We start from the raw sequence: 22,010 nt of genomic DNA on the forward strand, positions 1-22,010 counted from the left end.
CGTCTCAGGTCGTACACGTTGTCCGCGAGACTGGAACCGACGGATACGCCGTCGTCGAAGTGCGAAACTGTGGCGCGACAACCGATTTCGTCACGACGCTCAGAGTGGGTCACGCACGACAGGCGCAGAGTGCTGCTCAAGAAGTGTTCGTCGCCGACTCGAACCACGGTACCGCTGCCCCCGGGATGGGTGATGCGATCTGGATCAACGTTGCGTGGGTAGACCGCGGCCGGCTGAACGTCGCCTATGCGTCGGGCGCGCGCGTGTTCAAGATGCGTCCCTCGGCCGATGGCGTGGCGGTGTCCTACCGCGCGGTCGGTCCGGTCCGGCGGTGACGACGGCCCGTCGAGGCTTGGCACCCCCGCCCAGCCTGCTAAACACGGCGCATGAACGCCCCCAACTCCTTCCGTACCCAGCCTGACGAGCGCGGGCATTTCGGCGCTTTCGGTGGACGCTACGTCGCCGAAACGCTGATGCCGCTGATCCTGGAACTGGACACCGCCTATCGCTCGGCCAAAGCCGACCCGGCTTTTCAGGCACAGTTCGACGATCTGCTGGAGCATTATGTCGGCCGCCCCTCGCCACTATATTATGCCGAGCGCCTGACCGAAGCACTTCGCGAGTCGGCTCCTGACGGGACCGGCGCGGAAGTCTGGTTCAAGCGCGACGAACTCAACCATACCGGCGCGCACAAGATCAACAATTGCATCGGCCAGATCCTGCTGGCGATGCGGATGGGCAAGACCCGCATTATCGCGGAAACCGGCGCGGGTCAGCACGGCGTCGCCACCGCTACGGTGTGCGCGCGCTTCGGCTTGCCGTGCGTGATCTACATGGGCGCCAAGGATATCGAGCGGCAGGCGCCGAACGTGTTCCGCATGAAACTGCTCGGTGCGGAGGTGCGCCCCGTCACCAGCGGCTCGGCTTCGCTGAAGGATGCGATGAACGAGGGGCTGCGCGACTGGGTCGCTAACGTCCACGACACGTTCTACATCATCGGCACCGCCGCCGGCCCGCACCCCTACCCAGAACTGGTGCGCGATTTCCAGAGCGTGATCGGCACCGAGGCGCGTGCGCAGATGCTGTCGCGAATCAACCGGCTACCCGATCTGCTCGTCGCGGCGATCGGTGGCGGGTCGAACGCGATCGGATTGTTCCACCCGTTCCTCGACGATGCCGATGTGGCGATGCTCGGCGTCGAGGCGGCCGGACGTGGACTCGACAAGGAACATGCCGCTTCGCTGGCCGGCGGCGCGCCAGGCATCCTGCATGGCAACAAGACCTATCTGTTGCAGGACGAGGACGGCCAGATCACCGAGGCGCATTCGATCTCGGCCGGGCTCGACTATCCCGGCATAGGCCCTGAGCATAGCTGGCTGCATTCGATCGGCCGGGTGGAATACACGTCGATCACTGACACCGAAGCGCTCGACGCGTTCCAGTTGCTGTGCCGGACCGAGGGCATCATCCCCGCGCTGGAACCGAGCCACGCGATCGCGGCGGTAGCAAAGCGCGCACGCGAGATGCCGCGCGACAGCATCATCCTCGCCAACCTTTGCGGTCGTGGCGACAAGGACATCTTCACTGTTGCCGACGCGCTGGGCGTGGCGATCTGACGCGAAACCGGGACGAGCCGTTAACCACGCCCGCAGAAGCGCGCTATAAAGCACTGGAAAGCCGTTGGTTCCCATACCTACGGATATTCTTCAGAACTTGAGCGCAGGTGACGGTATGAAGGTCTTGGGTTGGATCGTGGTAGCATGTTTCGCGCTGACGGCGGCGGCTGCGGCGATGATGGTGACGCGGTGGCTCGGCGCGCCGGATCAGCTGCGTTCGTTCCTGATTGCCGTGATAGGCGCAGTCGCCACCTGCTATGGCCCGCGCGCGCTTGAGAGCATGGCAGCAGCGCCAGGAGCACACTGAACCGTCTTTGCAACGCCGAAGCCGTGCGAACTCGTTTGACCAACCGTCGGCTTGCACTCGGCTGGCGTTCGTGGTGAAGCGCGCGACATGACTCCGCGTGACACTATCCTCTCCGCCGCCTTCGCCAAAGGACGCGCCGCGCTCGTCGCGTTCGTAACGGCGGGCGATCCGACGCCGGCCGACACACCCGCTATCCTGGACGCACTGGTCGCTGGCGGCGCGGACGTGATCGAACTCGGCATGCCGTTTACCGATCCGATGGCCGATGGCGCGGCGATCCAATCGGCCAACATCCGCAGCTTTGCAGCCGGCACCAAGACCGCCGACGTACTCGCCATCGCAACCGGTTTTCGCGCACGCCACCCGCATGTCCCGCTGGTGCTGATGGGCTATGCCAATCCGATGACGGTGCGCGGCGCAGACTGGTTCGCGCAGGCTGCGAAGGCGGCCGGCGTTAGCGGCGTGATCTGCGTCGACATCCCACCCGAGGAAGATGCCGAACTCGGCCCCGCGCTGCGTGCGGCGGGCATCGATCTGATCCGCCTCGCCACCCCGACCACCGACGCTGCTCGCTTGCCGCAGGTGTTGGATGGAGCGTCCGGCTTCCTGTATTATGTTTCCGTCGCCGGCATCACCGGCAAGCAACAGGCCGCGCAGGCTTCCATCGAACAGGCCGTCGCACGGTTGAAGGCGGCAACAGACATACCGGTCGCCGTCGGCTTCGGCGTGCGTACACCCGAACAGGCTGCCGCCATCGCGCGTGTCGCCGATGCGGTCGTGGTCGGCTCCGCGATCGTAGAGATCGTCGCGCAACACGGTTCCCATGCACCCGAACCGGCTCGCGCCTATATCGCCTCCCTCGCCGATGCCATCGCCTCGGCCCGTCAGGAAATCGCAGCATGAGTTGGCTCAGCAACGTTCGTAACGCCCTGTCGCTCGTCGTTACGAAAAAAGAAGATACGAGCACCGACAACCTCTGGCACAAGTGCAAGGGCTGTGGGCAGATGGTGTTTGTGAAGGAACTGGAGGAAAACCTCCACGTCTGCCCGCATTGCGATTTCCACGAACGGATCGGCCCGAACTTGCGGTTCGAGTACACGCTCGACACAGGCTACACGATGCTACCGATGCCCAAGGTGCCGGAGGATCCACTCAAGTTCCGCGATACCAAACGCTATTCGGACCGCATCAAGGCCGCGCGTGCGGCGACCGATGAAACCGACGCGCTTGCCACCGCGCGCGGCAAGATCGAAGGGCTAAAGGTCGTCGTAGGCGTGCAGGATTTCGCCTTCATGGGCGGCTCGATGGGGTTAGCCGTCGGCGAAGCCTTCATCCGCGGTGTCGAGGCGGCGATCGCGGACAAATGTCCGTATATCATCTTCACTGCCGCTGGCGGCGCGCGCATGCAGGAGGGCATCCTCAGCCTTATGCAAATGCCACGTGCGACCGTCGCGATCCAGATGCTGCACGATGCGGGCTTGCCCTATATCGCGGTGCTGACCGATCCCACCACCGGCGGCGTGACGGCGAGTTACGCGATGCTCGGCGACGTACAGATCGCGGAGCCCGGCGCGCTGATCGGGTTCGCCGGCCAACGCGTAATCGAACAGACCATTCGCGAAAAGCTGCCCGAGGGGTTCCAGCGGGCGGAGTATCTGCTCGAACATGGCATGATCGACATGGTGAAGCACCGCAAGGACATGCGCGCAACGCTGGCGAGCGTGGTGGATTACCTGGGTGCGAGGGCCGCGGCCTAGCCTGCGCCTGTGCAGGCCAGCGGCGCTCCGACGCGAATCACAGAAACGATCAGGAGTGGATCGATGCCGGATAACGCCACCTCCACCTCGGTCGCCGTTCAGGCGCAACTCGACCGGTTGTGGGCGCTGTCTCCGGGCACGGACATTCTCGGGCTCGAACGCATTACGGCGCTGCTCGCACGGCTCGGCGATCCGCACCTGCGGCTGCCGCCGGTGTTCCACGTCGCGGGCACCAACGGCAAAGGCTCGACCTGTGCATTCCTGCGATCGGCGATCGAGGCGGCTGGCTTTACCGCGCACGTCTATACCAGCCCACATCTCGTCCGCTTCAACGAACGGATCCGAGTTGCCGGCAGACTGATCGCGGACGACGCGCTTGCCGCCCTGCTCGCCGAAGTGCTCGACGCCGCGGGTGATGGTCCGGACGGCATCGGCGCGAGTTTCTTCGAAGTGACCACCGCGTGCGCGTTCCTTGCCTTTGCGCGGACACCGGCCGATGCCTGCATCATCGAGGTCGGTCTGGGTGGGCGGCTCGACGCCACCAACGTGATCCCGGCGCCGGTGGTGACCGGCATCGCGCAACTCGGCATCGATCATCAGGCGTTTCTCGGCGACACCGCCGAAGACATCGCCGCCGAGAAAGCCGGGATCGCCAAACCTGATGTTGCGCTGGTGACGATGGCCTATGCGCCAAGCGTGACCGAACGAGTCGGGAGCGTCGCGGCGGCGGCGCGCGGTACGATCATCGCGCTTGGGCGGGAATGGCGGTACAAGGCGGGCGATCAGATCGTCTACGAAGATGCCGACGGCATCCTCGCGCTGCCATTGCCAAAAATGGCAGGACCGCACCAGCCCGGTAATCTGGCGCTCGCCACTGCGATGCTGCGCCACCAGCACGCGCTTGCGATACCGATTGAGGCGATCCATGCCGCCGCCACCGGCACGACATGGCCCGCGCGGATGCAGCGGCTCTCGCCCGGTCCGCTCGTCGATCTTTTGCCGCCGGGCAGCCAGGTGTGGCTCGACGGGGGGCACAATCCTGCCGCAGCCGGTGCGATCGCCGCCACGTTGGAGAGGATCGCGCACCCGGGGACCGGGCGGGGCGACGTCCACCTCGTGCTCGGGATGCTGTCGAACAAGGATCCGGCCGGATTGCTCGCCCCGTTCGTCGGACTGGCGACAACGCTGCACGCGGTGCCGGTGGCCGATCACGATCACCACGCGCCCATGGCGCTTGCCGGCGTCGCCCGTTCACTCGGCATCCCGGCCCACGCCGTAAGCGACGTTCCGCAGGCGCTGGCCGATATCTCGCAGATCGGCGATCCGGCGGAACCGCCGATCGTGTTGATCCTCGGCTCGCTTTACCTTGCTGGCACGGTGCTCGCCGCCAATCTGGAGCATCTCGACTAATTGCGATTGACTCGCAATAGCTGAGAGGTCAGTCTGCCCCCATTGCAGGAGAGCAGTTGATGACGATCGCCCCGACCACCAGCGCGCTGACCCTTCACGACATGCCCGCATGCGATAATGCGCGCCTATTCCTGTTCGTGTTTCGTCGGATGGGCGCGCACGGCCTGAACGATGCGATCGCCGCACATGCGATGTTGCGAGTCTTCAGAAAGGCGTATCGGCGGCCACTCATGCTGATGCGCGCGCTGATGGCCGACGTGGCGACCCAGACCAATGTCACGATCGCGATCGCACCGTGCTGCTTCACGCGCATCACCCATGCGGAAGTGGCGATGCTGACGGTAATCTCCCGCGCCGAGCGCCAGCCTGCAGCCGCGGCGCTGTTGCTGTCGGACCTGCTCGGCGTCCGCCACATCGATGGATTGCTGTCCAGCGCAACCGCCGTGGCCGGCGCGTTCGCGGATGCGGGACGTCCCGTCGCCGAGGGATGATCGCGCGTGTCAGCCGTTACGGATCACGGTAATCGCCGAGTGGCGGGCGGACCGGCCGCTGTGACAGGACGCTGTCCTGCGCAGCCCGGCGGACACGGCGGCGCCGCAGCATCATCCGGCCAAGAGCAAAAGACACCGCGACGGCGACACCGATGAAGTGCTGCCACATCACGCCGGTCCCATCCCACTCATCCGCTTGTCGCTAGGCAATCGCCAAGCGGCAAGCGGACCAGGAAACACACCCAGTCCATCACGCCGCCTCGCCGGTGCCGCCCAGTTCCGCCGTTGCGCTCACGCGCGACGCACGCCACCATTCTAGCAACACGAACACGATCGCCAGCAGCCCCACCGCCGCCACGTAGCGAAACACCGTCGCATAGCCGAGCGTGTCGAACATCTCGCCAGCGACGCCGCGGCCGAGCGATCCGATCAGAAAGGTCAACGACGATAGCACCGCATATTGCACGGCGGCGAACTGCTTGCTGACGATGCTGGAAAGGTACGCAACGAACGCGGCGAGCGCGAGACCCGTCGAAATATTCTCGTAACAGATCGTCAGCAACAGCCGCGCCATTCGCTCGTCGCTGCCAAGCGCGATGGCGAGATGATCCAGCCGCAGCGTGCCCAGCACCAGATCGATATACGGGGCGCCGTCGGCAAGATCCGCATACAGGAAGTTGCCGAAGATCGGCAGGATCGCACCGACCAGCACGGTCGGAAAGCGGCCGATCCTGACGAACAGATAGCCGCCAAGGCTGACGCCGAGGATCGACATGATGATGCCGAACAGCTTTGACGCGAACGCCACCTCGTCCTTGGTATAGTGCAGATAGTCGAGGTAGAACGGATAGGCGAACGAGGCCCAGACGTTGTAGCACAAGGCATAGGTGAGGATCAGTCCGATCACGATCAGCACACCCCAGCCGAGCCGCTGCGCCAAGTCGGCAAGCGGTGCGATCAGCGCGCCGTACAGGTGATTCCCCGCAGTCCGCATCGCCGAGGTACCGGTATCCGCGACGGTCTGCACGCCACGTCCGCGCGCCTTCAGCCAATTGATCCAGCCCGCCACGGCCAGGGGCACAAGCACCGTCGCCACGACGATCGCCGGACCATGATATTTGAGGAAGTCGCCGGGTGATGGCCTCGGCGCGCCGGGCGGTGTCTCCGCCAGCATCGACACCATGAACCTGACCAGAGTCACGATCGCCCACGTCCAGCTTGCGCCGACGATTGCTAACGCGACGGCGCGCAGGCCCGGCCGCACTTCACCCGGCGCGGCAAGCGCACTCACCGCGATATCGGGCGGACGCTGCGTGTCGGGTGCGGCGAGTGCGAACAGTATCAACACCGCCATTACCCCGGCCATCACGGCGTAGACGGTCGGCCACGACATCCGCGACGCCATGTAGAGCGCGACCGCTCCGCCAACGATGCTCGCCACCCGGTAACCGAGTTGGTTGATCGCCGACAGCAACTCGACCGGCGTGTCGTCATCGGCAACGTCGATCCGCCAGCCGTCGATCGCAATATCCTGCGTCGCGAAACTCACCGCGCCCAAAAACGCGAAAGCCGCGAAGCGGCCGATGTCGAGGGTCGGATCGGTCACCACCAGCCCGATCAGCGCAACCACGATCAACGCCTGACACAGCACGATCCAGCCTTTGCGCCGACCAAGGCGGCCGAGCAATGGCAGGCGCACGCGGTCGACCAGCGGCGACCACAGGAACTTGAACGCGGTGGCGAGGCCTATCCACGACAGCACGCCAATCGTCGCCAGCGCAATGCCGACCTCGCCCAGCCATGCGTTCAGCGTTCCGATCAGAAGCGCGAACGGCAATCCCGAGGAGAAGCCCAGCGCCAGCATCGACGCCGATTTGCGTGTGCGTAATGCAGCGACGAACAGCCGCATGCCCTTGGGTCGTGTAACCGCCAACCTTCACCCCCTGACGCGAATGTGCGCCGATGCGGCAGGTCTAGGCGGCAGCGGCGATCAGGGCAACGGGCGACTGGGTGGGGAGCAGAGCGCAGCTTTACTCGGGCCGTGCGAACAGCGTGAAACCCGCTGGCGTACGCTTGGGCGGCTTGCCGTCCAGCATTCCCTCGACCACGCTGATCGCGGCAAGCAGATCACGCGGCGAATACGGCTTGGCAAGACAGCCGGCGGCGACTTCGCGCCCGCCGGCGGGGCACTGCCCGGTGACGAACATCGCAGGTACGCCCGCATCATGCGCCGCGCGCGCCACGTCGATGCCGCTACCATCGGATAGCCGAACATCGACCAGCACCAGATCGACCCCGTCTGGCCGGCGTAGCACTGCCAGAGCGTCAGCGACCCGGTCGACCGTCGCGACGATCTCATATTCCGCCTCACGCAGAAAATGTTCGGTATCGAACGCGACCAGCGGCTCGTCCTCGACGATGAGCAACCGACAGATCCGCCGCTTCTTCTTTCCGAACAGCATGATCGGTCCACCCGCTTTCCTGGCTGCATCGCCGCCCACGATGCGCGCCCTCGTTACGCATCCGTCTCTTAACGCGCGGCAACAGAAAGGGTCTCACGAATTTTTACGCGCGGACGATGCGAAATTCGCTATGGGGTCGCGGTGCAACGCCCTACCCCCACCTCAGCCGCCGGCGCGCCGCAGCGCATCGCCAAACTGCTCGCCCGCGCCGGCATTGCCTCGCGCCGCGAGATCGAACGCATGATCGCCGATGGTCGCGTCGCGCTCGACGGCACCGTGATCGACACGCCCGCCACCATCCTTGCCTCGCTGGACGGTGTCACCGTCGACGGCGCTCCGGTTGAGGCGGCGGCACCCGCGCGGCTGTTCCTGTACCACAAGCCGCCGGGGCTGCTCGTGACCGAGCGCGATCCTGCCGGGCGGCTGACGATCTACGACCGGCTGCCGCAGAGCCTGCCGCGTGTCATGCCGGTCGGGCGGCTCGATCTCGCCACCGAAGGCCTGCTGCTGCTGACCACCGACGGCGAGCTGAAGCGTCAGCTCGAACTGCCGGCAACCGGCGTACAGCGCGCCTATCGTGCGCGGGCATACGGCCCGATCACACAACAGCAGCTTGAGGATCTGATCCACGGCGTCGAGATCGAAGGCGTCCGCTACGGCTCGATCGACGCCAATCTCGAGCGACGCACGGGCGCCAACGTCTGGATCGAGATGATCCTGACCGAGGGCAAGAACCGTGAAGTGCGCCGCGTGCTCGACTATCTTGGCCTGCGTGTGTCGCGGCTGATCCGCACCCGCTACGGTCCGTTCGTATTGGGTGACCTCGCGCCGGGGGCAGTGGGCGAGGTTCGCGGGCACGACGTCGCGTCGTTCCGCAAAAATCCGACCCGGCTCGATCTGCCGCAGCCGGCACGGGCGCGCGCGTCCGAACCGCTTCGGATCGAACGGGGCGACAGTCACGACACGCCGCGCGTCGTCCGCGATGATCGCCCCGCGCTAGGCAGACCGCGTGCGGCCGCTGCGCCGCGCATCACCCGCGAAACCGCCGCCAAGGCTGACCGTGCCGCCTTTGCCGATGCGCGACCTTCCCGCGATGCGAGAAAACCCCGGGCCGGGGCCGCATCCGACGTGCCACGCAACCCACATAAACCCGCGCTGCGACGGGCCGCCTCGCCAGCACGTGAAGAGGGCTGGTCGCCGCGCGACAGCCGACCGGCCGAGGATCGTGCCGCGACTCCGGCACCGGTCAAGCCGAAGCGGTTCTACGACGCCAAGCCGAAGTCGGGCGCGGCAGCACCCGCGCGCGGCGAAGGCACGTCGCGTGCACGCCGCACCGCGACCGATCCCCGTTCGAAGCGAGACGGTGCACCCGCCGATCGCTCCGCCCCGCCGCGTGGCCCTGCCCGCCCGTCCAAACCCCGCCCGCCACGGACTCGTAAATAATGCGCATCATCGCTGGAGAATGGCGCGGTCGCGCGCTCATCGCGCCCAAGGGGGAAGCCACTCGCCCCACCGCCGACCGCGTTCGCGAGGCCTTGTTCTCGATGCTGACGAGTCGGCTCGGCAGTTTCGAGGGGCTGGCAGTCGCCGATCTGTTCGCGGGGTCGGGCGCGCTTGGGCTGGAGGCGCTATCGCGTGGCGCGGCCTCGTGCCTGTTCGTCGAGCAGGACAAGCCAGCACTGGACGCGCTGCGCACCAACATCACGAAACTCGGTGCGAAGGCGGACGTGCGTGCACAGTCGGTACTTGCGCTTGGGCCGGCGGCGGTGCCGCTCGACGTGATCCTGATGGACCCGCCTTACGATAGCGGCGCAGGCGCGGTGGCGCTCGACAAGCTCGCGCGGCTCGGCTGGGTCAGCGATGCGACGATCATCAGCGTGGAAACCGCCAAGCGCGAGCCGCTTGAGGTTGCCGGTTTTGTAGAGGATGCGGCGCGGGTATACGGCAAGGGACGGATCACGCTGCTGCGGCGCGGTCAGGCTTGACGAAGCGCTTGCACATGCCTGCCGGACAGCCTGCTGTCGCCGCCATGGTGCATATCAGCCGGCGTTGTCGGATATCCGACCGGCAGTTCGAGACCTCGCTTCGCCGTTATCAAAGCGCCCGGCGCGACATCGCCAGGCCGATCAGGCTTAGTACTCCGGCCGCGACCAGCAGCATTCCCACGGCCCATAAACCATCTGCCCTCGCCAGCGCAGACGCTCCCATCGGCGTCAGCGCGCCACCGATGATGCCGCCCATGCTGAACGCAAGGCTTACACCGGTATAGCGCACCCCGGCGGGGAACAGATCAGGGATGAACCCGCCAAGTGGCCCGTAGGTGAAGCCCATCACGAACAACGATGCGGCCAGCCATAGCCACACGCCATACAGAGAGTGCGCGCCCAGGCCGGGTGCCATCGTCAATCCGGCGACGATGCAGCCAAGGAAGCCGAAGCCCATCATCCGCCGCACACCGTACCAGTCGGACAGCACGCCCGCCACGATCACGCCGATGGCGAGGAACAGCACCGCCGCCATCTCGATCGCGAGATATTCCTGCCGGCCATGTCCCTGCACGCTGGTACCATAGCCAAGCGCAAAGGCGGTGCCGAGGTAGAAGAGCGCGTAACACGCCACCACGCAGAAGGTCGCCGCCAGCACCGGCCACAGATGATCGCTCAGCAGTTCCGCGAACGGTACCGGCGGTATGGCATCGTGCGCCTCCGCCTCCAGGAACGCGGGCGTTTCGGTCAGCTTGAGGCGGACCCACAGCCCCAGCAGCACCAGCACCGCACTGGTCAGGAACGGGAGGCGCCAACCCCAGGCGAGAAACTGCTCATCGCTCAAGACACTTCCGAGGATCAGGTAAAAGCCGTTCGCAGCCACAAATCCGACCGGCGCGCCCAGCGGCGGGAACATGCCGTAGCGCATCTCCCAACCCTTCGGCGCATTCTCCACCGCGAGCAAGGACGCCCCGCCCCATTCGCCCCCAAGCCCGAGCCCCTGCCCGAACCGCAATACGCACAGGATCGCGGGCGCGGTCCAGCCGATCTGTGCATAGGTCGGCAGGAACGCGATCGCTACGGTCGATCCGCCCATCAGCATCAGGCTGGCGACCAGAGTCGACTTGCGCCCGATCCGGTCGCCGAAGTGTCCGAACAGCGCCGCCCCGACCGGTCGCGCGATGAACGCGACCCCGAACACCGCATAAGACGACAACAATTGAACCGACGCGTCCGCCGTCGGAAAAAACAGCGGCCCGAACACCAGCGAAGCGGCGGTCGCATAGATGTAGAAATCGTAGAACTCGACCGTGGTGCCGGTCAGGCTGGCGAGCAACACGCGGCTGTGCTGGGTCATGGAATGGCGAGGCATGCCACTTGATCGCGCGGGTCCAACCGGCGGTCAAGCGCGCGGCTTTGTAAGATGACGCCGGACGCGCTATCGGCTCCGCATGACACACGACATTCACATCATCGGCGGCGGCCTCGCCGGTTCTGAAGCGGCATGGCAACTCGCCGAGGCAGGCTTCCGGGTCAAGCTTTCGGAGATGCGCGGCACTGGCGAGGCAACGCCTGCCCACCACACCGACGGTCTGGCCGAGCTGGTCTGCTCCAACAGCTTTCGCTCGGACGATGCGGAGAGCAATGCCGTCGGGCTGCTCCACGCCGAAATGCGCGGGCTCGGCTCGGTGATCCTGCGGGAGGCGGACGTCCACAAGGTGCCGGCCGGTTCGGCGCTCGCGGTCGATCGCGATCGCTTCTCCGCCGGCGTCACCGCGGCGCTGGCGCAACATCCCAACATCACGATCGTGCGCGAACGGGTCGATGCCTTGCCGGCGGATGGCCCCACGATCATCGCAACGGGTCCGCTCACGGCGTCCGGGCTGGCCACCAGCATCGCCGGCGCAACGGGCGCGGACGCACTCGCGTTTTTCGACGCGATCGCGCCGATCGTCCACTTCGACAGCATCGATATGGAGACCGCCTGGTTCCAGTCGCGCTGGAACAAAGGTGAGGGCAAGGATTACATCAATTGCGCGATGAACCGCGAGCAGTACGAGGCTTTCCATGCCGGGCTGATCGGTGGCGAAAAGACCGAGTTCAAGGACTGGGAGCGCGACACCCCCTATTTCGAAGGCTGCATGCCGATCGAGGTGATGGCCGAGCGGGGCCTCGATACGTTGCGGTTCGGGCCCATGAAGCCGGTTGGGCTGGATGATCCGCGTACCGGGCGCTGGCCGCACGCGGTGGTGCAGCTTCGGCAGGACAACGCGCAGGGCACGTTGTGGAACATCGTCGGCTTTCAGACCAAGCTAAAACATGCTGAGCAGGTACGGCTGTTCCGCACCATTCCAGGCCTGGAAAACGCCGAGTTCGCGCGGCTGGGCGGGCTGCACCGCAACACGTTCCTGCGCTCGCCCGAACTGCTCGACCCGACGCTGCGGCTGAAGAACCGCCCGAACATCCGCTTCGCCGGGCAGATCACCGGCTGCGAAGGCTATGTCGAGAGCGCGGCGGTCGGGCTGATGGCCGGGCGCTTCGCAATCGCGGAACTCCGTGGAGAAACGCTCGCGGCGCCGCCGGTCGAGACCGCTCTCGGCGCGCTGCTTCACCACATCACCGGCGCAGCGATCGCGGAGACCTATCAGCCGATGAACGTCAATTTCGGGCTGATGCCGCCGATCCCCGGTCGCACCAAGAAGGCCGACCGCAAAAAAATGTACACCGACCGTGCGCGCACGGCGATGCAGGGCTGGCTCGCGACGGCTGGTTGAAGCCTGAACGATGAACCCGGAACGGTCTGCCGCCAAGCGGACCGTTCCTTAGCTCTCCTCATCCTTGGCGGGCTGGGTCTGCTGGTTTTCCGGGCAACGCGCGCGCACTTTGGACTTGCGCTTTGGTGCAGTGGTGGCGAACTCCGCCGCGTTCATCGCGCCGGACTTGTCGATATCGGCGGCGGCGAACTTGGCTTCGGTCTTCGCCGCCCATTCGTCGAACGACAACTGGCCGTCATGGTTCACGTCGAGCTTGGCGAACGCCTTACGCCGCGATGCGAGATACTCCTCGCGCGTGACGCTGCCGTCATGATCCTTGTCGTAGCGCGACAGGCGCTTCTGCTCGCGCGTCTTCTCGCTTGCCTCGGGCACGGTGTCGGGCAGCGGCGCATCGGCCTGGCTTGCCGGTGCCGCCTGAACCGCAGCCAGCGGTAGCCCTGCGACACCGCCGCGCGCCGTGAAATAGATGAAGCCTGCCGCCAGCAGTAATAATGCTGCCAGCCCACCCGCCACAGATCTCCACATGTTGCCCGAATCCCCCTCTGCCCTGTCGAAGCGACGCTATCCCGGTCTCAGCCCCGGCGAAAGGCTCAGCGACCAGTCAATCGATGCAACATCAAGCGGGCGACGCGGCGCGGCGCACCGGCGGGGATGGGCATGCTCTCCGGCACCGCAAGGTTCATCCGCGCGATCAGCGTTAGCGCGCCGAGTGGACGCAGCGCCGCCGGCCACGCTCCCACAAGCGCCTCGTCCAACGCGGCCGCTGCCAGCGTTCGGGCCTGCGTTGCCGCCTCGCGCGAGCGGAGATGCCGCGACAGATCGGCCAGCGCCCAACCCCGGCCCGCCGCCTCGACGCGCGCGTCCGACCGGCCAAGCAGCAACGCGGCCGCCGTGAACAATGCCGCCCCTCGCCCTTCGGCATGCGCCGACATCGCCGCGGCGTCCACGGCGTCGGCCTCGATCAGCGCCTCCCAACCGATGACCAGTTCGGCGAGCGTATGCCCCGCAACGCCGCGCGGCACGACCGCGTCCGCAAGCGCCTGCAACACCGGCTGCGCGGGTGGCGCTGCAGCGTCCAGCCGTTGCAGCGCATCATGCCACCACGCGAGGCGCATCTGGCCGATGATCGGCTCGGTGGTGGTGCGGAGAACATGCGCAAATGTGTCGTCAAGCGCGAACAGCGCGTGCAGTCCATCGCGAGCCCCCGTTGGGGCATAGTTCAGCGCGAGCGCGCGCTCCGGGTCGTCCTGCATCTGCAGCGCCCTACCCGGCGGTATGCGGCCCGGTCCATAGGCATCGGCCCGGTCCATAGGCATCGGCCCGTTTTATGTCGCTCGACCTTATCGGCCCTGCCGTTGAACGCTGGCTTTGCCGGTGATGAAGACGGTCGCGGTTACGCGCACTTCCCTTGCGGTCACCTGCCAACCGCGTCACGACGTGGGGGATACAGACGCAATGTTCGTAGTCGATACGGCCGGTCCGCTGGACTGCCTGCTGTCCGATGATAAGCGGAACAGCAGTCGCGCGCCGCTCGATACTCCGGGTGGGCTGGCGTTATGTACCTGGCGATCAACTATCGCACCAAACCCTTGGTCGACGCGTGGCTGAGTACGCCGCAGGACAGCAACTACAGTGCGTGTTTCGCCGTGCGCGACCATGTCTCCCCTCGGTCGCTAGGGGTGAACTGGTCGACGCGCAACCTGCACAAGGTCTGACAGCGACGCCTACGTCTGAGGAACGAGGCAGACGTACTGGCAGGCGCCACCTTTACCGCACGTTGGCGGCGAAAGGGCGGAACCTCACGGCCCCGCCCTCTTCCGATCAGCGGTAGGTCACCTTCTTCACCGCGGTGACGATCTTGTCGGCGGTAATCAGCGCAAGCTTCTCGAGGTTGGCCGCATAGGGCAGCGGCACATCTTCGTTGGCAACGCGGATGACGGGCGCATCGAGATCGTCGAAGCCCTGCTCCATCACCACCGCGCTGATTTCCGACGCGATCGAGCAGGTTGCCCAGCCCTCTTCCACCACGACGAGGCGGTTGGTCTTGGCGACGCTATTCAGCACCGTCTGCGTGTCGAGAGGGCGCAACGTGCGCAGATCGATCACCTCGGCATCGATGCCTTCGCCGGCTAGCGTTTCGGCGGCTTCGAGCGCGAGGCCCACGCCGATCGAGTAGCTGACGATGGTGACGTCCTTGCCCGGCTTCATGATGCGTGCCTTGCCGATCGGCAGCACGTAATCGTCGAGCTTGGGCACGTCGAACGAACGGCCGTAGAGCAGTTCGTTTTCGAGGAACACGACCGGGTCTTCCGTCCGGATCGCCGCCTTGAGCAAGCCCTTGGCATCGGCCGCATCATATGGCGCGATCACAATCAGGCCCGGCACGCTCGCGTACCACGGGCCGTAGTTCTGCGAATGCTGCGCGCCGACACGGCTGGCCGCACCATTGGGACCACGGAACACAATCGGGCAGCGCATCTGGCCGCCGGACATATAGTTGGTCTTCGCCGCCGAGTTGATGATGTGGTCGATCGCCTGCATCGCGAAGTTGAACGTCATGAACTCGACGATCGGCTTCAAACCACCCATCGCCGCGCCGGTGCCGATACCGGCAAAGCCGTATTCGGTGATCGGCGTGTCGATCACGCGGCGCTCGCCGAACTCGTCGAGCAGACCCTGCGTGACCTTGTACGCACCCTGGTATTGCGCGACTTCCTCGCCCATCACGAACACGCGGTCGTCGCTGCGCATTTCCTCGGCCATCGCGTCGCGCAAGGCTTCGCGGACGGTGGTGCGGACCATCTCGGTGCCTTCGGGAATCGCCGGATCGGCGATCTGCGCGTCGTTCTTCGCCGCCTCGAACATCTGGCGCGCGCCGGTATCGACCTTGTCCTGCGCCGGGCTGGCGCCGACCTCGGCCTCGCCCTTGGGCGCGTCGGGGGCCGCGCTTTCGGCGGCTTCCTCGGTCTTGGCGGGCGTCGGCTCCGCGCCGGCTTCCTCGCCCTCGGCAAGCAGCGTGGCGATGACGGTGCCGACCTTCACGCCTTCGGACCCTTCGGCGACCATGATCTTGCCGACGGTGCCTTCATCGACCGCCTCGAACTCCATCGTCGCCTTGTCGGTCTCGATCTCGGCCATGATGTCGCCGGACTTGACGGTGTCGCCTTCCTTGATGAGCCACTTGGCGAGCGTGCCTTCCTCCATGGTCGGGGAAAGCGCGGGCATCTTGATCTCGATCGGCATCTCAGTAGCGCTCCACCAGCACGTCGGTGTACAATTCGGCCGGATCCGGCTCGGGCGTCTGTTCGGCGAAGTCGGCGGCTTCGTTGACCGTCTTGCGGATCGCCTGCTCGATCGTCTTCAGCTCGTCCTCGACTACGCCCTGCTCCTCGAGCAGCTTCTTGACGTGCTCGATCGGGTCGGACTTGTCGCGCACCGCCTGCACTTCGTCACGGCTGCGGTACTTGGCCGGATCGGACATCGAGTGGCCGCGATAACGGTAGGTCTTCATTTCGAGGATGATCGGCCCCTTGCCGGCGCGCACCCACGCCAGCGCTTCCTCGGCAGCGCCGCGGCACGCCAGCACGTCCATGCCGTCGACCTGGATGCCGGGGATGCGGAAGCTTTCGCCGCGCTTGTAGAACTGGTCTTCCGACGATGCGCGGCCGACGCTGGTGCCCATCGCATACTGGTTGTTCTCGATCACGAAGATGATCGGGAGCTTCCACAGCTCGGCCATGTTGAACGATTCGTAGACCTGGCCCTGGTTCGCAGCACCATCGCCGAAGTACGACACCGCAACGCCACCGTCGCCGCTATACTTGTGCTTGAAAGCGAGGCCTGCGCCGAGCGATACCTGCGCGCCGACGATGCCATGCCCGCCGTAGAACTTCTTCTCGGTCGAGAACATGTGCATCGAGCCGCCCTTGCCCTTCGAGATGCCGGCGGCGCGGCCGGTCAGCTCGGCCATGATGACCTTGGGATCAATACCGTAAGCGAGCATGTGGCCGTGATCGCGATACCCGGTGATGACCGAGTCCTTCTCGCCGTCCAGCGCGGACTGGAGGCCGACCGCGACCGCTTCCTGGCCGATATACAGATGGCAGAAGCCGCCGATGAAACCGAGGCCGTACAACTGCCCCGCCTTTTCCTCGAAGCGGCGAATGAGCAGCATCTGCTTGTAGAAATCGAGCAGTTCTTCCTTCGATGCCGCAAACGGCGTCGGCTCGTTGGGGCGCTCGCGATTGGATGCGGGCGGCTCGGCTGTTCTGGTCGCTGGGGCTTTGGCCACGTGATCGAAACCTCTTTGTCCTCGGGTACGCTGCGGGCCGCTATAGGCGGGTTGCGGGGAAAACATCAACGGTCCCGCGCCCGGTGTCAGCATTCGTTTTCGGTACGATCGCTTGCGCAGGGTGCGTGCGCAGTCTTGTCGGCGTGTTTTCCACGTGGCGGCAAATCGTCGATTGCCCGGAACGGGCGGCCGGGCCTAAAGCCACACGCAATGGCCCAATCGCCCCCCGCAACCGCCCCTTCCATCCACCCGCTGCGCATCGCCAATTTCCGGGCGTACTGGGCGGCACGCTTCTGCATGACGCTAGCGCAGAACGGCATGATCGTGGTGATCGGCTGGCAGACCTATACGATCGCGCGGGCGACCATGACGCCAAGCGCGTCGGCGGCGCAGCTCGGGCTGATCGGGTTGCTGCAGTTCCTGCCGCTGTTCATCTCCACGCCGATCACCGGGCTGGTGGCGGACCGGTTCGACCGGCGGATGATCACCCGCGTCACCTTGTCGCTCCAGGTGCTGTGTGCGGCGATCCTTGCGATCTCGACCGTGGAGGGGTGGATTTCGCTGCCGGTGATCTTCTCAGTGGCGGTGCTGCTCGGCATCGGCCGTGCGTTCGCCGGGCCGGCGTTCGGCGCGCTCGCGCCCAATCTGGTACCACGCGAGTCGCTGCCGACCGCGATCGCCTTGTCCTCCACGTCATGGCAGGTCGGTGCGATCATCGGCCCGGCGATCGGTGGGTTCGCCTATTCACTTGCGCCGTCGGGCGCGTACTTCCTCTCGACCGCGCTGTTCGGGCTGGCACTGGTCTGCATGCTGCTGATCGGCAAGGTGCCGCGCACCATCGCGATCAGCAAGGATCATCCGATCAAGCAGATCATCGATGGTCTGGCCTATGTCGGGCAGAACAAACTCGTGCTCGGCGCGATCACGCTCGACCTGTTCGCGGTATTCCTCGCCGGCACCAGCGCGCTGATGCCGATCTACGCACACGATATCCTGAAGGTCGGGCCGCAGGGGCTGAGCATGCTGGTCGGCGCGCCGGCGATCGGCGCAATGGTGGTGGCGGTGTTCTTCTCGTTCCGGCCAATCAAGACCAATGTCGGCGTCAAGATGCTTGGCGCGGTGTTGGTGTATGGCACCGCGACCGTGATCTTCGGCCTGTCGACCTGGATGCCGCTCAGCCTCGGCGCACTGGTGCTGGCGGGGGCGTCGGACATGTTCTCGGTCTATATCCGTTCCTCGCTGATCCAGCTCTATACGCCGGACGACAAGCGCGGTCGGGTGGGCGCGGTGTCGCAGCTCACCATCTCGGCCTCCAACGAACTGGGCGAGGCCGAGTCGGGCTTCCTTGCCGCCGCGCTCGGACCTGTAGGCGCGGTGCTGATCGGCGGCGGCGGCGCGATTGTAGTGACGATCCTGTGGACCTATCTCTTCCCCAGCATTCGCAACGCCAAGACGTTCGAACCGCCCAAGTCGCTTCAGGACGCGGCAGACCTTGAGATGGAGGCCAAAGCATGAAAGCCAACACGATCCTCGATACGATCGGCAACACCCCGCACATCCGGCTGCAGCGGCTGTTTCCGGGGCAGGAAGTGTGGATCAAGTCCGAACGTTCGAACCCCGGCGGCTCGATCAAGGATCGGATCGCGCTCGCCATGATCGAGGCGGCCGAGCGCGACGGCCTGCTCCAGCCCGGCGGCACCATCGTCGAGCCGACCAGCGGCAACACCGGCGTGGGTCTTGCCATGGTCGCGGCGGTGAAAGGCTACAAGCTGATCCTCGTCATGCCGGAAAGCATGTCGATCGAGCGTCGTCGCCTGATGCTCGCTTATGGCGCGAGCTTCGACCTTACCCCGCGTGAAAAGGGGATGAAGGGTGCGATCGAACGCGCGCTCGAGATCGTGTCGCAGACGCCCGGCGCATGGATGCCGCAGCAGTTCGAAAACGCCGCCAACATCGACGTCCATGTCCGCACGACATCGCAGGAGATTCTCAACGATTTCGCCGATTCGCCGATCGACGTCATCATCACCGGGGTCGGCACCGGTGGCCATATCACCGGCGTGGCGGAAACGCTGAAGAAGGTGTGGCCGAACCTCAAGGTGTTCGCGGTCGAGCCGGATGCGTCACCGGTCATTTCGGGCGGGCAGCCCGGGCCGCACCCGATCCAGGGCATCGGCGCGGGCTTCGTACCGGCCAATCTCCATACGCAGGCGATTGATGGCGCAATCAAGGTCGATGCCGCCGTCGCCAAGGACATGGCGCGCCGTTCGGCGACCGAAGAAGGCATGCTGGTCGGCATTTCGTCGGGTGCGACATTGGCCGCGATCCTGCAGAAACTGCCTGATCTGCCCGACGACGTGCGCGTGCTCGGCTTCAACTACGACACCGGCGAGCGTTACCTGTCCGTGCCGGATTTCCTGCCCGAGTCGTAAATCAACTTAGCTTGCGCCGGGCGGCCGACCCGATCGGGACGGTCGCCCGGCCTTCTGCGGTTCCCGTCGTGGGACACGCGAAAGGTTGACCGAAGGCAGTCGGTTGGCGCATCGGGCGCCATGCGTCTCCTCGTTCGCCTCCTGCCCGCTCTTTAATCCGCCGTGCGCCGCAATTTGCTTTCGCGCCTTGTTCGGCGTTTCCCTGACGGACCAAAGTCCGCAGTGCATCGCCCTAACGATGTTGTGTTGCGCATCATCCTGCTCGTCATCGCAATCGTGGCGATCGCTGCGCCGGCTTTGCTGGTTCATTTCGGGCCGCGGGTCGTGGTGGTGCACGGACATATCGTTCGCGCGCCGCACCGCCACGTCGTGCCTAAGGCGGAACTGCCACCGGTCGAGCCCGTCACCTTTCAGGATCTCGCCCCAGGCGACGCGCGCGCGTACAACGCCGGGGTGCCGTTCTCGGCCGATCCAAACCCCGCGGCGCGACCCTTCCATCTGTCCGGCACGCCCGACGAGCAGGCTCGCGCGACCGACTGCATGGCCGCCGCGATGCTGTACGAAGCGGGTGACGATAACGAAGGCCAGCGCGCGGTCGGTCAGGTCATCATCAACCGCGTTCGTCACCCAGCATTCCCCAAGACGATCTGCGGGGTGGTGTTCCAAGGCTCGGAGCGGTCCACCGGCTGCCAGTTCACCTTCACCTGTGACGGCGCGCTGACACGCCACCGCTGGCGACCGGAGCAATGGGCGCGCGCCCGCACGCAGGCGGCGAAGTCCTTGGGCGGTCAGGTGTATGGCGCAGTCGGCTATGCCACGCATTATCACACCGATTGGGTGGTGCCGTACTGGCAATCCAGCCTCGACAAGGTCGCCGCCGTTCATACCCATCTATTCTTCCGGTGGAGCGGATGGTGGGGCACGCCGCCTGCGTTCAACCGCACGGTGTCTCCCGACGAGCCGGTGATCCCCGCGCTGGCGTATTACTCGGACGCCCACAAAGGTGGTGGCGTGTTCGGGCCGCCGTTGACGGTTGAGGCTGTCGTTGCCGCGCTTGCGCCAGAAGCGCTGCCCTCGCCGCTCCCGGGCGATCTGGAGACCTTCCTTGTCACCATCGACCCGCACCTCCCGCCGGATTCCTACCCGCTGTTTGCGACCAGAGCGTGCGGCGACCGGCCGCGTTGCAAGGTGATGGCTTGGACTGACAAGGCACGCACGCCGGGTGCGATGCCGCTGGATGCCGGTCAGATTGACACGATGGCGTTCAGCTACATGCGCGATCGAACCTATCATTACGACAAGGCGCTGTGGAATTGCGCAACGTTCAAGCGCCCAGATCCGAGCGAGTGCATGAAGACCCAGGTTTTGCTTCCCGCCAAGGAGGTCGTTATCAAAGCGCCGGCGGCAACCACAATCCCGGCGACTACGGACAACCTAACCGGCGTCCGCCGCAAGCCTGTGTCAGTACCGACGCCAAGCGCGCCGGCCACACCCGCAAAGCCGGAATCACACGTTCCGCAGGAGAGCCACTGAGCCACGAGCGGCGCGCTATCATTGCGTCGCGGTCGGTTCAGCGTCAGCGCGCTGCCAGCCTCACCCGCTCGGGCAAAGCAAACGCCCGCGCGCATCGCGCAAGGTCGCGGCTTCGGCGGCGGAGTTGCTCAACTGATCTACCGTCAGCCCGGCGATCGATGCGCGCTGCGAACACAGCTTGCGGCATGGCTCCGGTACCGTGCCCGGAAAAACGACGCGGTCACCTTCGAAGCGGGCATCGAAGCGGCAACCATCGGCATCGCTAAACCCGACGTGCAGCGTCTCGCCTACCCGCGACACGGTACCTAGGCCGCTGCAATGCTGATCGTCGCCGTAGTCGACGAACACGCCGATCTGGTATGCGTTCGCGGCCGGCACGATGCAGACCCGGTCCGTGTCGCGGGTATAGAGTCCGGTGATGTCGGCATTCTGCGGATCGGGGATCACGCCCGCCTCGATCGCAGCCGCCTCTAGCCCGGTCGGCGCGGCAACGTTGCTCGATCCCGGCGTGACCGCGCGTGAGCAACCAGCGGCCAACAGCAGCAACAACGGCAACGCCCGTCTCATTCGACCGGGATCAGCCGATCGCCGTCGATGCGACGATAGAAGCAGCTAGGCGCGCCGGTATGGCAAGCCGGGCCAGCCGGATCGACGATCAGCCACACCGCATCCTGATCGCAGTCGATGCGGATATCGCGGACGGTGAGGACGTGGCCCGATGTCTCGCCCTTTTTCCAGAGCTTCGCGCGGCTACGCGACCAGAAGTGCGCCTGCCCGCTTTCGATCGTCGCGGCGAGCGCCGCTGCGTTCATATGCGCCACCATCAGCAGCGCCCCGGTGGCACGATCGGTCGCGACTGCGGTGATAAGCCCATTGGCATCATACTTTGGGTCTAGGGCGAGCGTGCTATCGCGAAGATCGGTCATAAGACCGTCCATAGCGGTGTCGCCGG

23 protein-coding genes are annotated in these 22,010 nt (G+C 65.6%); 14 read left to right on the forward strand and 9 right to left on the reverse strand.

From position 1 onward, the window contains the following. Window positions 1–104 precede the first annotated feature (104 nt). From OXR00_RS03520 to OXR00_RS03550, 7 genes are all read left to right on the forward strand, one after another. Window positions 105–335 carry a hypothetical protein gene (locus OXR00_RS03520; RefSeq protein WP_267386658.1) on the forward strand — a complete coding sequence of 77 codons (231 nt, stop codon included), beginning with the start codon at window positions 105–107 and terminating at the stop codon, window positions 333–335. A 51-nt stretch (window positions 336–386) separates the two neighbouring features. Then, window positions 387–1,616: a tryptophan synthase subunit beta gene (trpB, locus tag OXR00_RS03525; protein WP_267386659.1), complete on the forward strand. Its 1,230-nt coding sequence runs from the start codon at window positions 387–389 to the stop codon at window positions 1,614–1,616. Between the two features lie 115 nt (window positions 1,617–1,731). Next, on the forward strand, window positions 1,732–1,923 hold the full coding sequence (locus OXR00_RS03530) for a hypothetical protein (protein ID WP_267386661.1): 192 nt from the start codon (window positions 1,732–1,734) through the stop codon (window positions 1,921–1,923). Window positions 1,924–2,010: 87 nt separating this feature from the next. Next, complete coding sequence (gene trpA / locus OXR00_RS03535; protein WP_267386662.1) at window positions 2,011–2,826, forward strand: tryptophan synthase subunit alpha; 816 nt, start codon at window positions 2,011–2,013, stop codon at window positions 2,824–2,826. After that, window positions 2,823–3,680: an acetyl-CoA carboxylase, carboxyltransferase subunit beta gene (accD, locus tag OXR00_RS03540; protein ID WP_242146472.1), complete on the forward strand. Its 858-nt coding sequence runs from the start codon at window positions 2,823–2,825 to the stop codon at window positions 3,678–3,680. Before trpA ends, accD begins: the two co-directional genes overlap by 4 nt. Before the next feature lie 63 nt (window positions 3,681–3,743). Continuing rightward, on the forward strand, window positions 3,744–5,090 hold the full coding sequence (locus OXR00_RS03545; protein ID WP_267386663.1) for a folylpolyglutamate synthase/dihydrofolate synthase family protein: 1,347 nt from the start codon (window positions 3,744–3,746) through the stop codon (window positions 5,088–5,090). A 59-nt stretch (window positions 5,091–5,149) separates the two neighbouring features. After that, a complete protein-coding gene (locus OXR00_RS03550) occupies window positions 5,150–5,581 on the forward strand; it encodes a DUF6628 family protein (protein WP_267386664.1) in 432 nt (143 codons plus the stop codon). A 250-nt stretch (window positions 5,582–5,831) separates the two neighbouring features. Here the strand turns inward: OXR00_RS03550 and OXR00_RS03555 are convergent, their stop codons facing one another. Further along, window positions 5,832–7,490, reverse strand: a complete 1,659-nt coding sequence (locus tag OXR00_RS03555; RefSeq protein WP_267386666.1) for an MFS transporter — start codon at window positions 7,488–7,490, stop codon at window positions 5,832–5,834. Window positions 7,491–7,611: 121 nt separating this feature from the next. Next, window positions 7,612–8,043, reverse strand: coding sequence for a response regulator (locus OXR00_RS03560; RefSeq protein ID WP_267386667.1), 432 nt, complete (start codon window positions 8,041–8,043; stop codon window positions 7,612–7,614). Between the two features lie 141 nt (window positions 8,044–8,184). Here OXR00_RS03560 and OXR00_RS03565 point away from each other — a divergent pair, with 141 nt between their 5' ends. Continuing rightward, window positions 8,185–9,486: a pseudouridine synthase gene (locus tag OXR00_RS03565; RefSeq protein WP_267386668.1), complete on the forward strand. Its 1,302-nt coding sequence runs from the start codon at window positions 8,185–8,187 to the stop codon at window positions 9,484–9,486. Continuing rightward, window positions 9,486–10,028, forward strand: coding sequence for a 16S rRNA (guanine(966)-N(2))-methyltransferase RsmD (rsmD, locus tag OXR00_RS03570; protein WP_267386669.1), 543 nt, complete (start codon window positions 9,486–9,488; stop codon window positions 10,026–10,028). Before OXR00_RS03565 ends, rsmD begins: the two co-directional genes overlap by 1 nt. Window positions 10,029–10,137: 109 nt before the next feature. Here rsmD and OXR00_RS03575 read toward each other — a convergent pair whose 3' ends face one another. Beyond that, window positions 10,138–11,400 (reverse strand): MFS transporter, encoded by a 1,263-nt coding sequence (locus OXR00_RS03575; RefSeq protein WP_267386670.1) that lies wholly within the window; start codon window positions 11,398–11,400, stop codon window positions 10,138–10,140. Window positions 11,401–11,479: 79 nt separating this feature from the next. Here OXR00_RS03575 and trmFO point away from each other — a divergent pair, with 79 nt between their 5' ends. Then, window positions 11,480–12,802, forward strand: a complete 1,323-nt coding sequence (trmFO, locus tag OXR00_RS03580) for a methylenetetrahydrofolate--tRNA-(uracil(54)-C(5))-methyltransferase (FADH(2)-oxidizing) TrmFO (protein WP_267386671.1) — start codon at window positions 11,480–11,482, stop codon at window positions 12,800–12,802. A 48-nt stretch (window positions 12,803–12,850) separates the two neighbouring features. Here trmFO and OXR00_RS03585 read toward each other — a convergent pair whose 3' ends face one another. After that, a complete protein-coding gene (locus OXR00_RS03585; RefSeq protein ID WP_267386672.1) occupies window positions 12,851–13,327 on the reverse strand; it encodes an EF-hand domain-containing protein in 477 nt (158 codons plus the stop codon). A 65-nt stretch (window positions 13,328–13,392) separates the two neighbouring features. Then, window positions 13,393–14,112 (reverse strand): squalene/phytoene synthase family protein, encoded by a 720-nt coding sequence (locus tag OXR00_RS03590; protein ID WP_267386673.1) that lies wholly within the window; start codon window positions 14,110–14,112, stop codon window positions 13,393–13,395. A 246-nt stretch (window positions 14,113–14,358) separates the two neighbouring features. Here OXR00_RS03590 and OXR00_RS03595 point away from each other — a divergent pair, with 246 nt between their 5' ends. Continuing rightward, on the forward strand, window positions 14,359–14,517 hold the full coding sequence (locus OXR00_RS03595; protein WP_267386674.1) for a hypothetical protein: 159 nt from the start codon (window positions 14,359–14,361) through the stop codon (window positions 14,515–14,517). A gap of 106 nt (window positions 14,518–14,623) precedes the next feature. On the opposite strand, the gene OXR00_RS03600 is transcribed toward OXR00_RS03595, so the two are convergent. Beyond that, window positions 14,624–16,045, reverse strand: coding sequence for a pyruvate dehydrogenase complex E1 component subunit beta (locus OXR00_RS03600; RefSeq protein WP_267386675.1), 1,422 nt, complete (start codon window positions 16,043–16,045; stop codon window positions 14,624–14,626). 1 nt (window position 16,046) lies between these two features. Next, window positions 16,047–17,093, reverse strand: coding sequence for a pyruvate dehydrogenase (acetyl-transferring) E1 component subunit alpha (pdhA, locus tag OXR00_RS03605; protein ID WP_267386676.1), 1,047 nt, complete (start codon window positions 17,091–17,093; stop codon window positions 16,047–16,049). 210 nt (window positions 17,094–17,303) lie between these two features. On the opposite strand from pdhA, the gene OXR00_RS03610 reads away from it, so the two are divergent. From OXR00_RS03610 to OXR00_RS03620, 3 genes are all read left to right on the forward strand, one after another. Beyond that, window positions 17,304–18,608 carry an MFS transporter gene (locus OXR00_RS03610; protein ID WP_267386677.1) on the forward strand — a complete coding sequence of 435 codons (1,305 nt, stop codon included), beginning with the start codon at window positions 17,304–17,306 and terminating at the stop codon, window positions 18,606–18,608. Further along, on the forward strand, window positions 18,605–19,525 hold the full coding sequence (gene cysK, locus OXR00_RS03615) for a cysteine synthase A (protein ID WP_267386678.1): 921 nt from the start codon (window positions 18,605–18,607) through the stop codon (window positions 19,523–19,525). The genes OXR00_RS03610 and cysK overlap by 4 nt, the downstream gene beginning before the upstream one ends. Before the next feature lie 246 nt (window positions 19,526–19,771). Beyond that, complete coding sequence (locus OXR00_RS03620) at window positions 19,772–21,058, forward strand: cell wall hydrolase (protein WP_276592855.1); 1,287 nt, start codon at window positions 19,772–19,774, stop codon at window positions 21,056–21,058. Between the two features lie 60 nt (window positions 21,059–21,118). Here the strand turns inward: OXR00_RS03620 and OXR00_RS03625 are convergent, their stop codons facing one another. Beyond that, window positions 21,119–21,613 carry a hypothetical protein gene (locus OXR00_RS03625; RefSeq protein WP_267386680.1) on the reverse strand — a complete coding sequence of 165 codons (495 nt, stop codon included), beginning with the start codon at window positions 21,611–21,613 and terminating at the stop codon, window positions 21,119–21,121. A gap of 8 nt (window positions 21,614–21,621) precedes the next feature. Continuing rightward, window positions 21,622–21,984 carry a phosphoribosyl-AMP cyclohydrolase gene (gene hisI / locus OXR00_RS03630; protein ID WP_267386682.1) on the reverse strand — a complete coding sequence of 121 codons (363 nt, stop codon included), beginning with the start codon at window positions 21,982–21,984 and terminating at the stop codon, window positions 21,622–21,624. Window positions 21,985–22,010: the final 26 nt, after the last annotated feature.

Origin of the sequence: Sphingomonas sp. GC_Shp_3 (genome assembly GCF_026540945.1) — a bacterium.
Taxonomy (GTDB): domain Bacteria; phylum Pseudomonadota; class Alphaproteobacteria; order Sphingomonadales; family Sphingomonadaceae; genus Sphingomonas.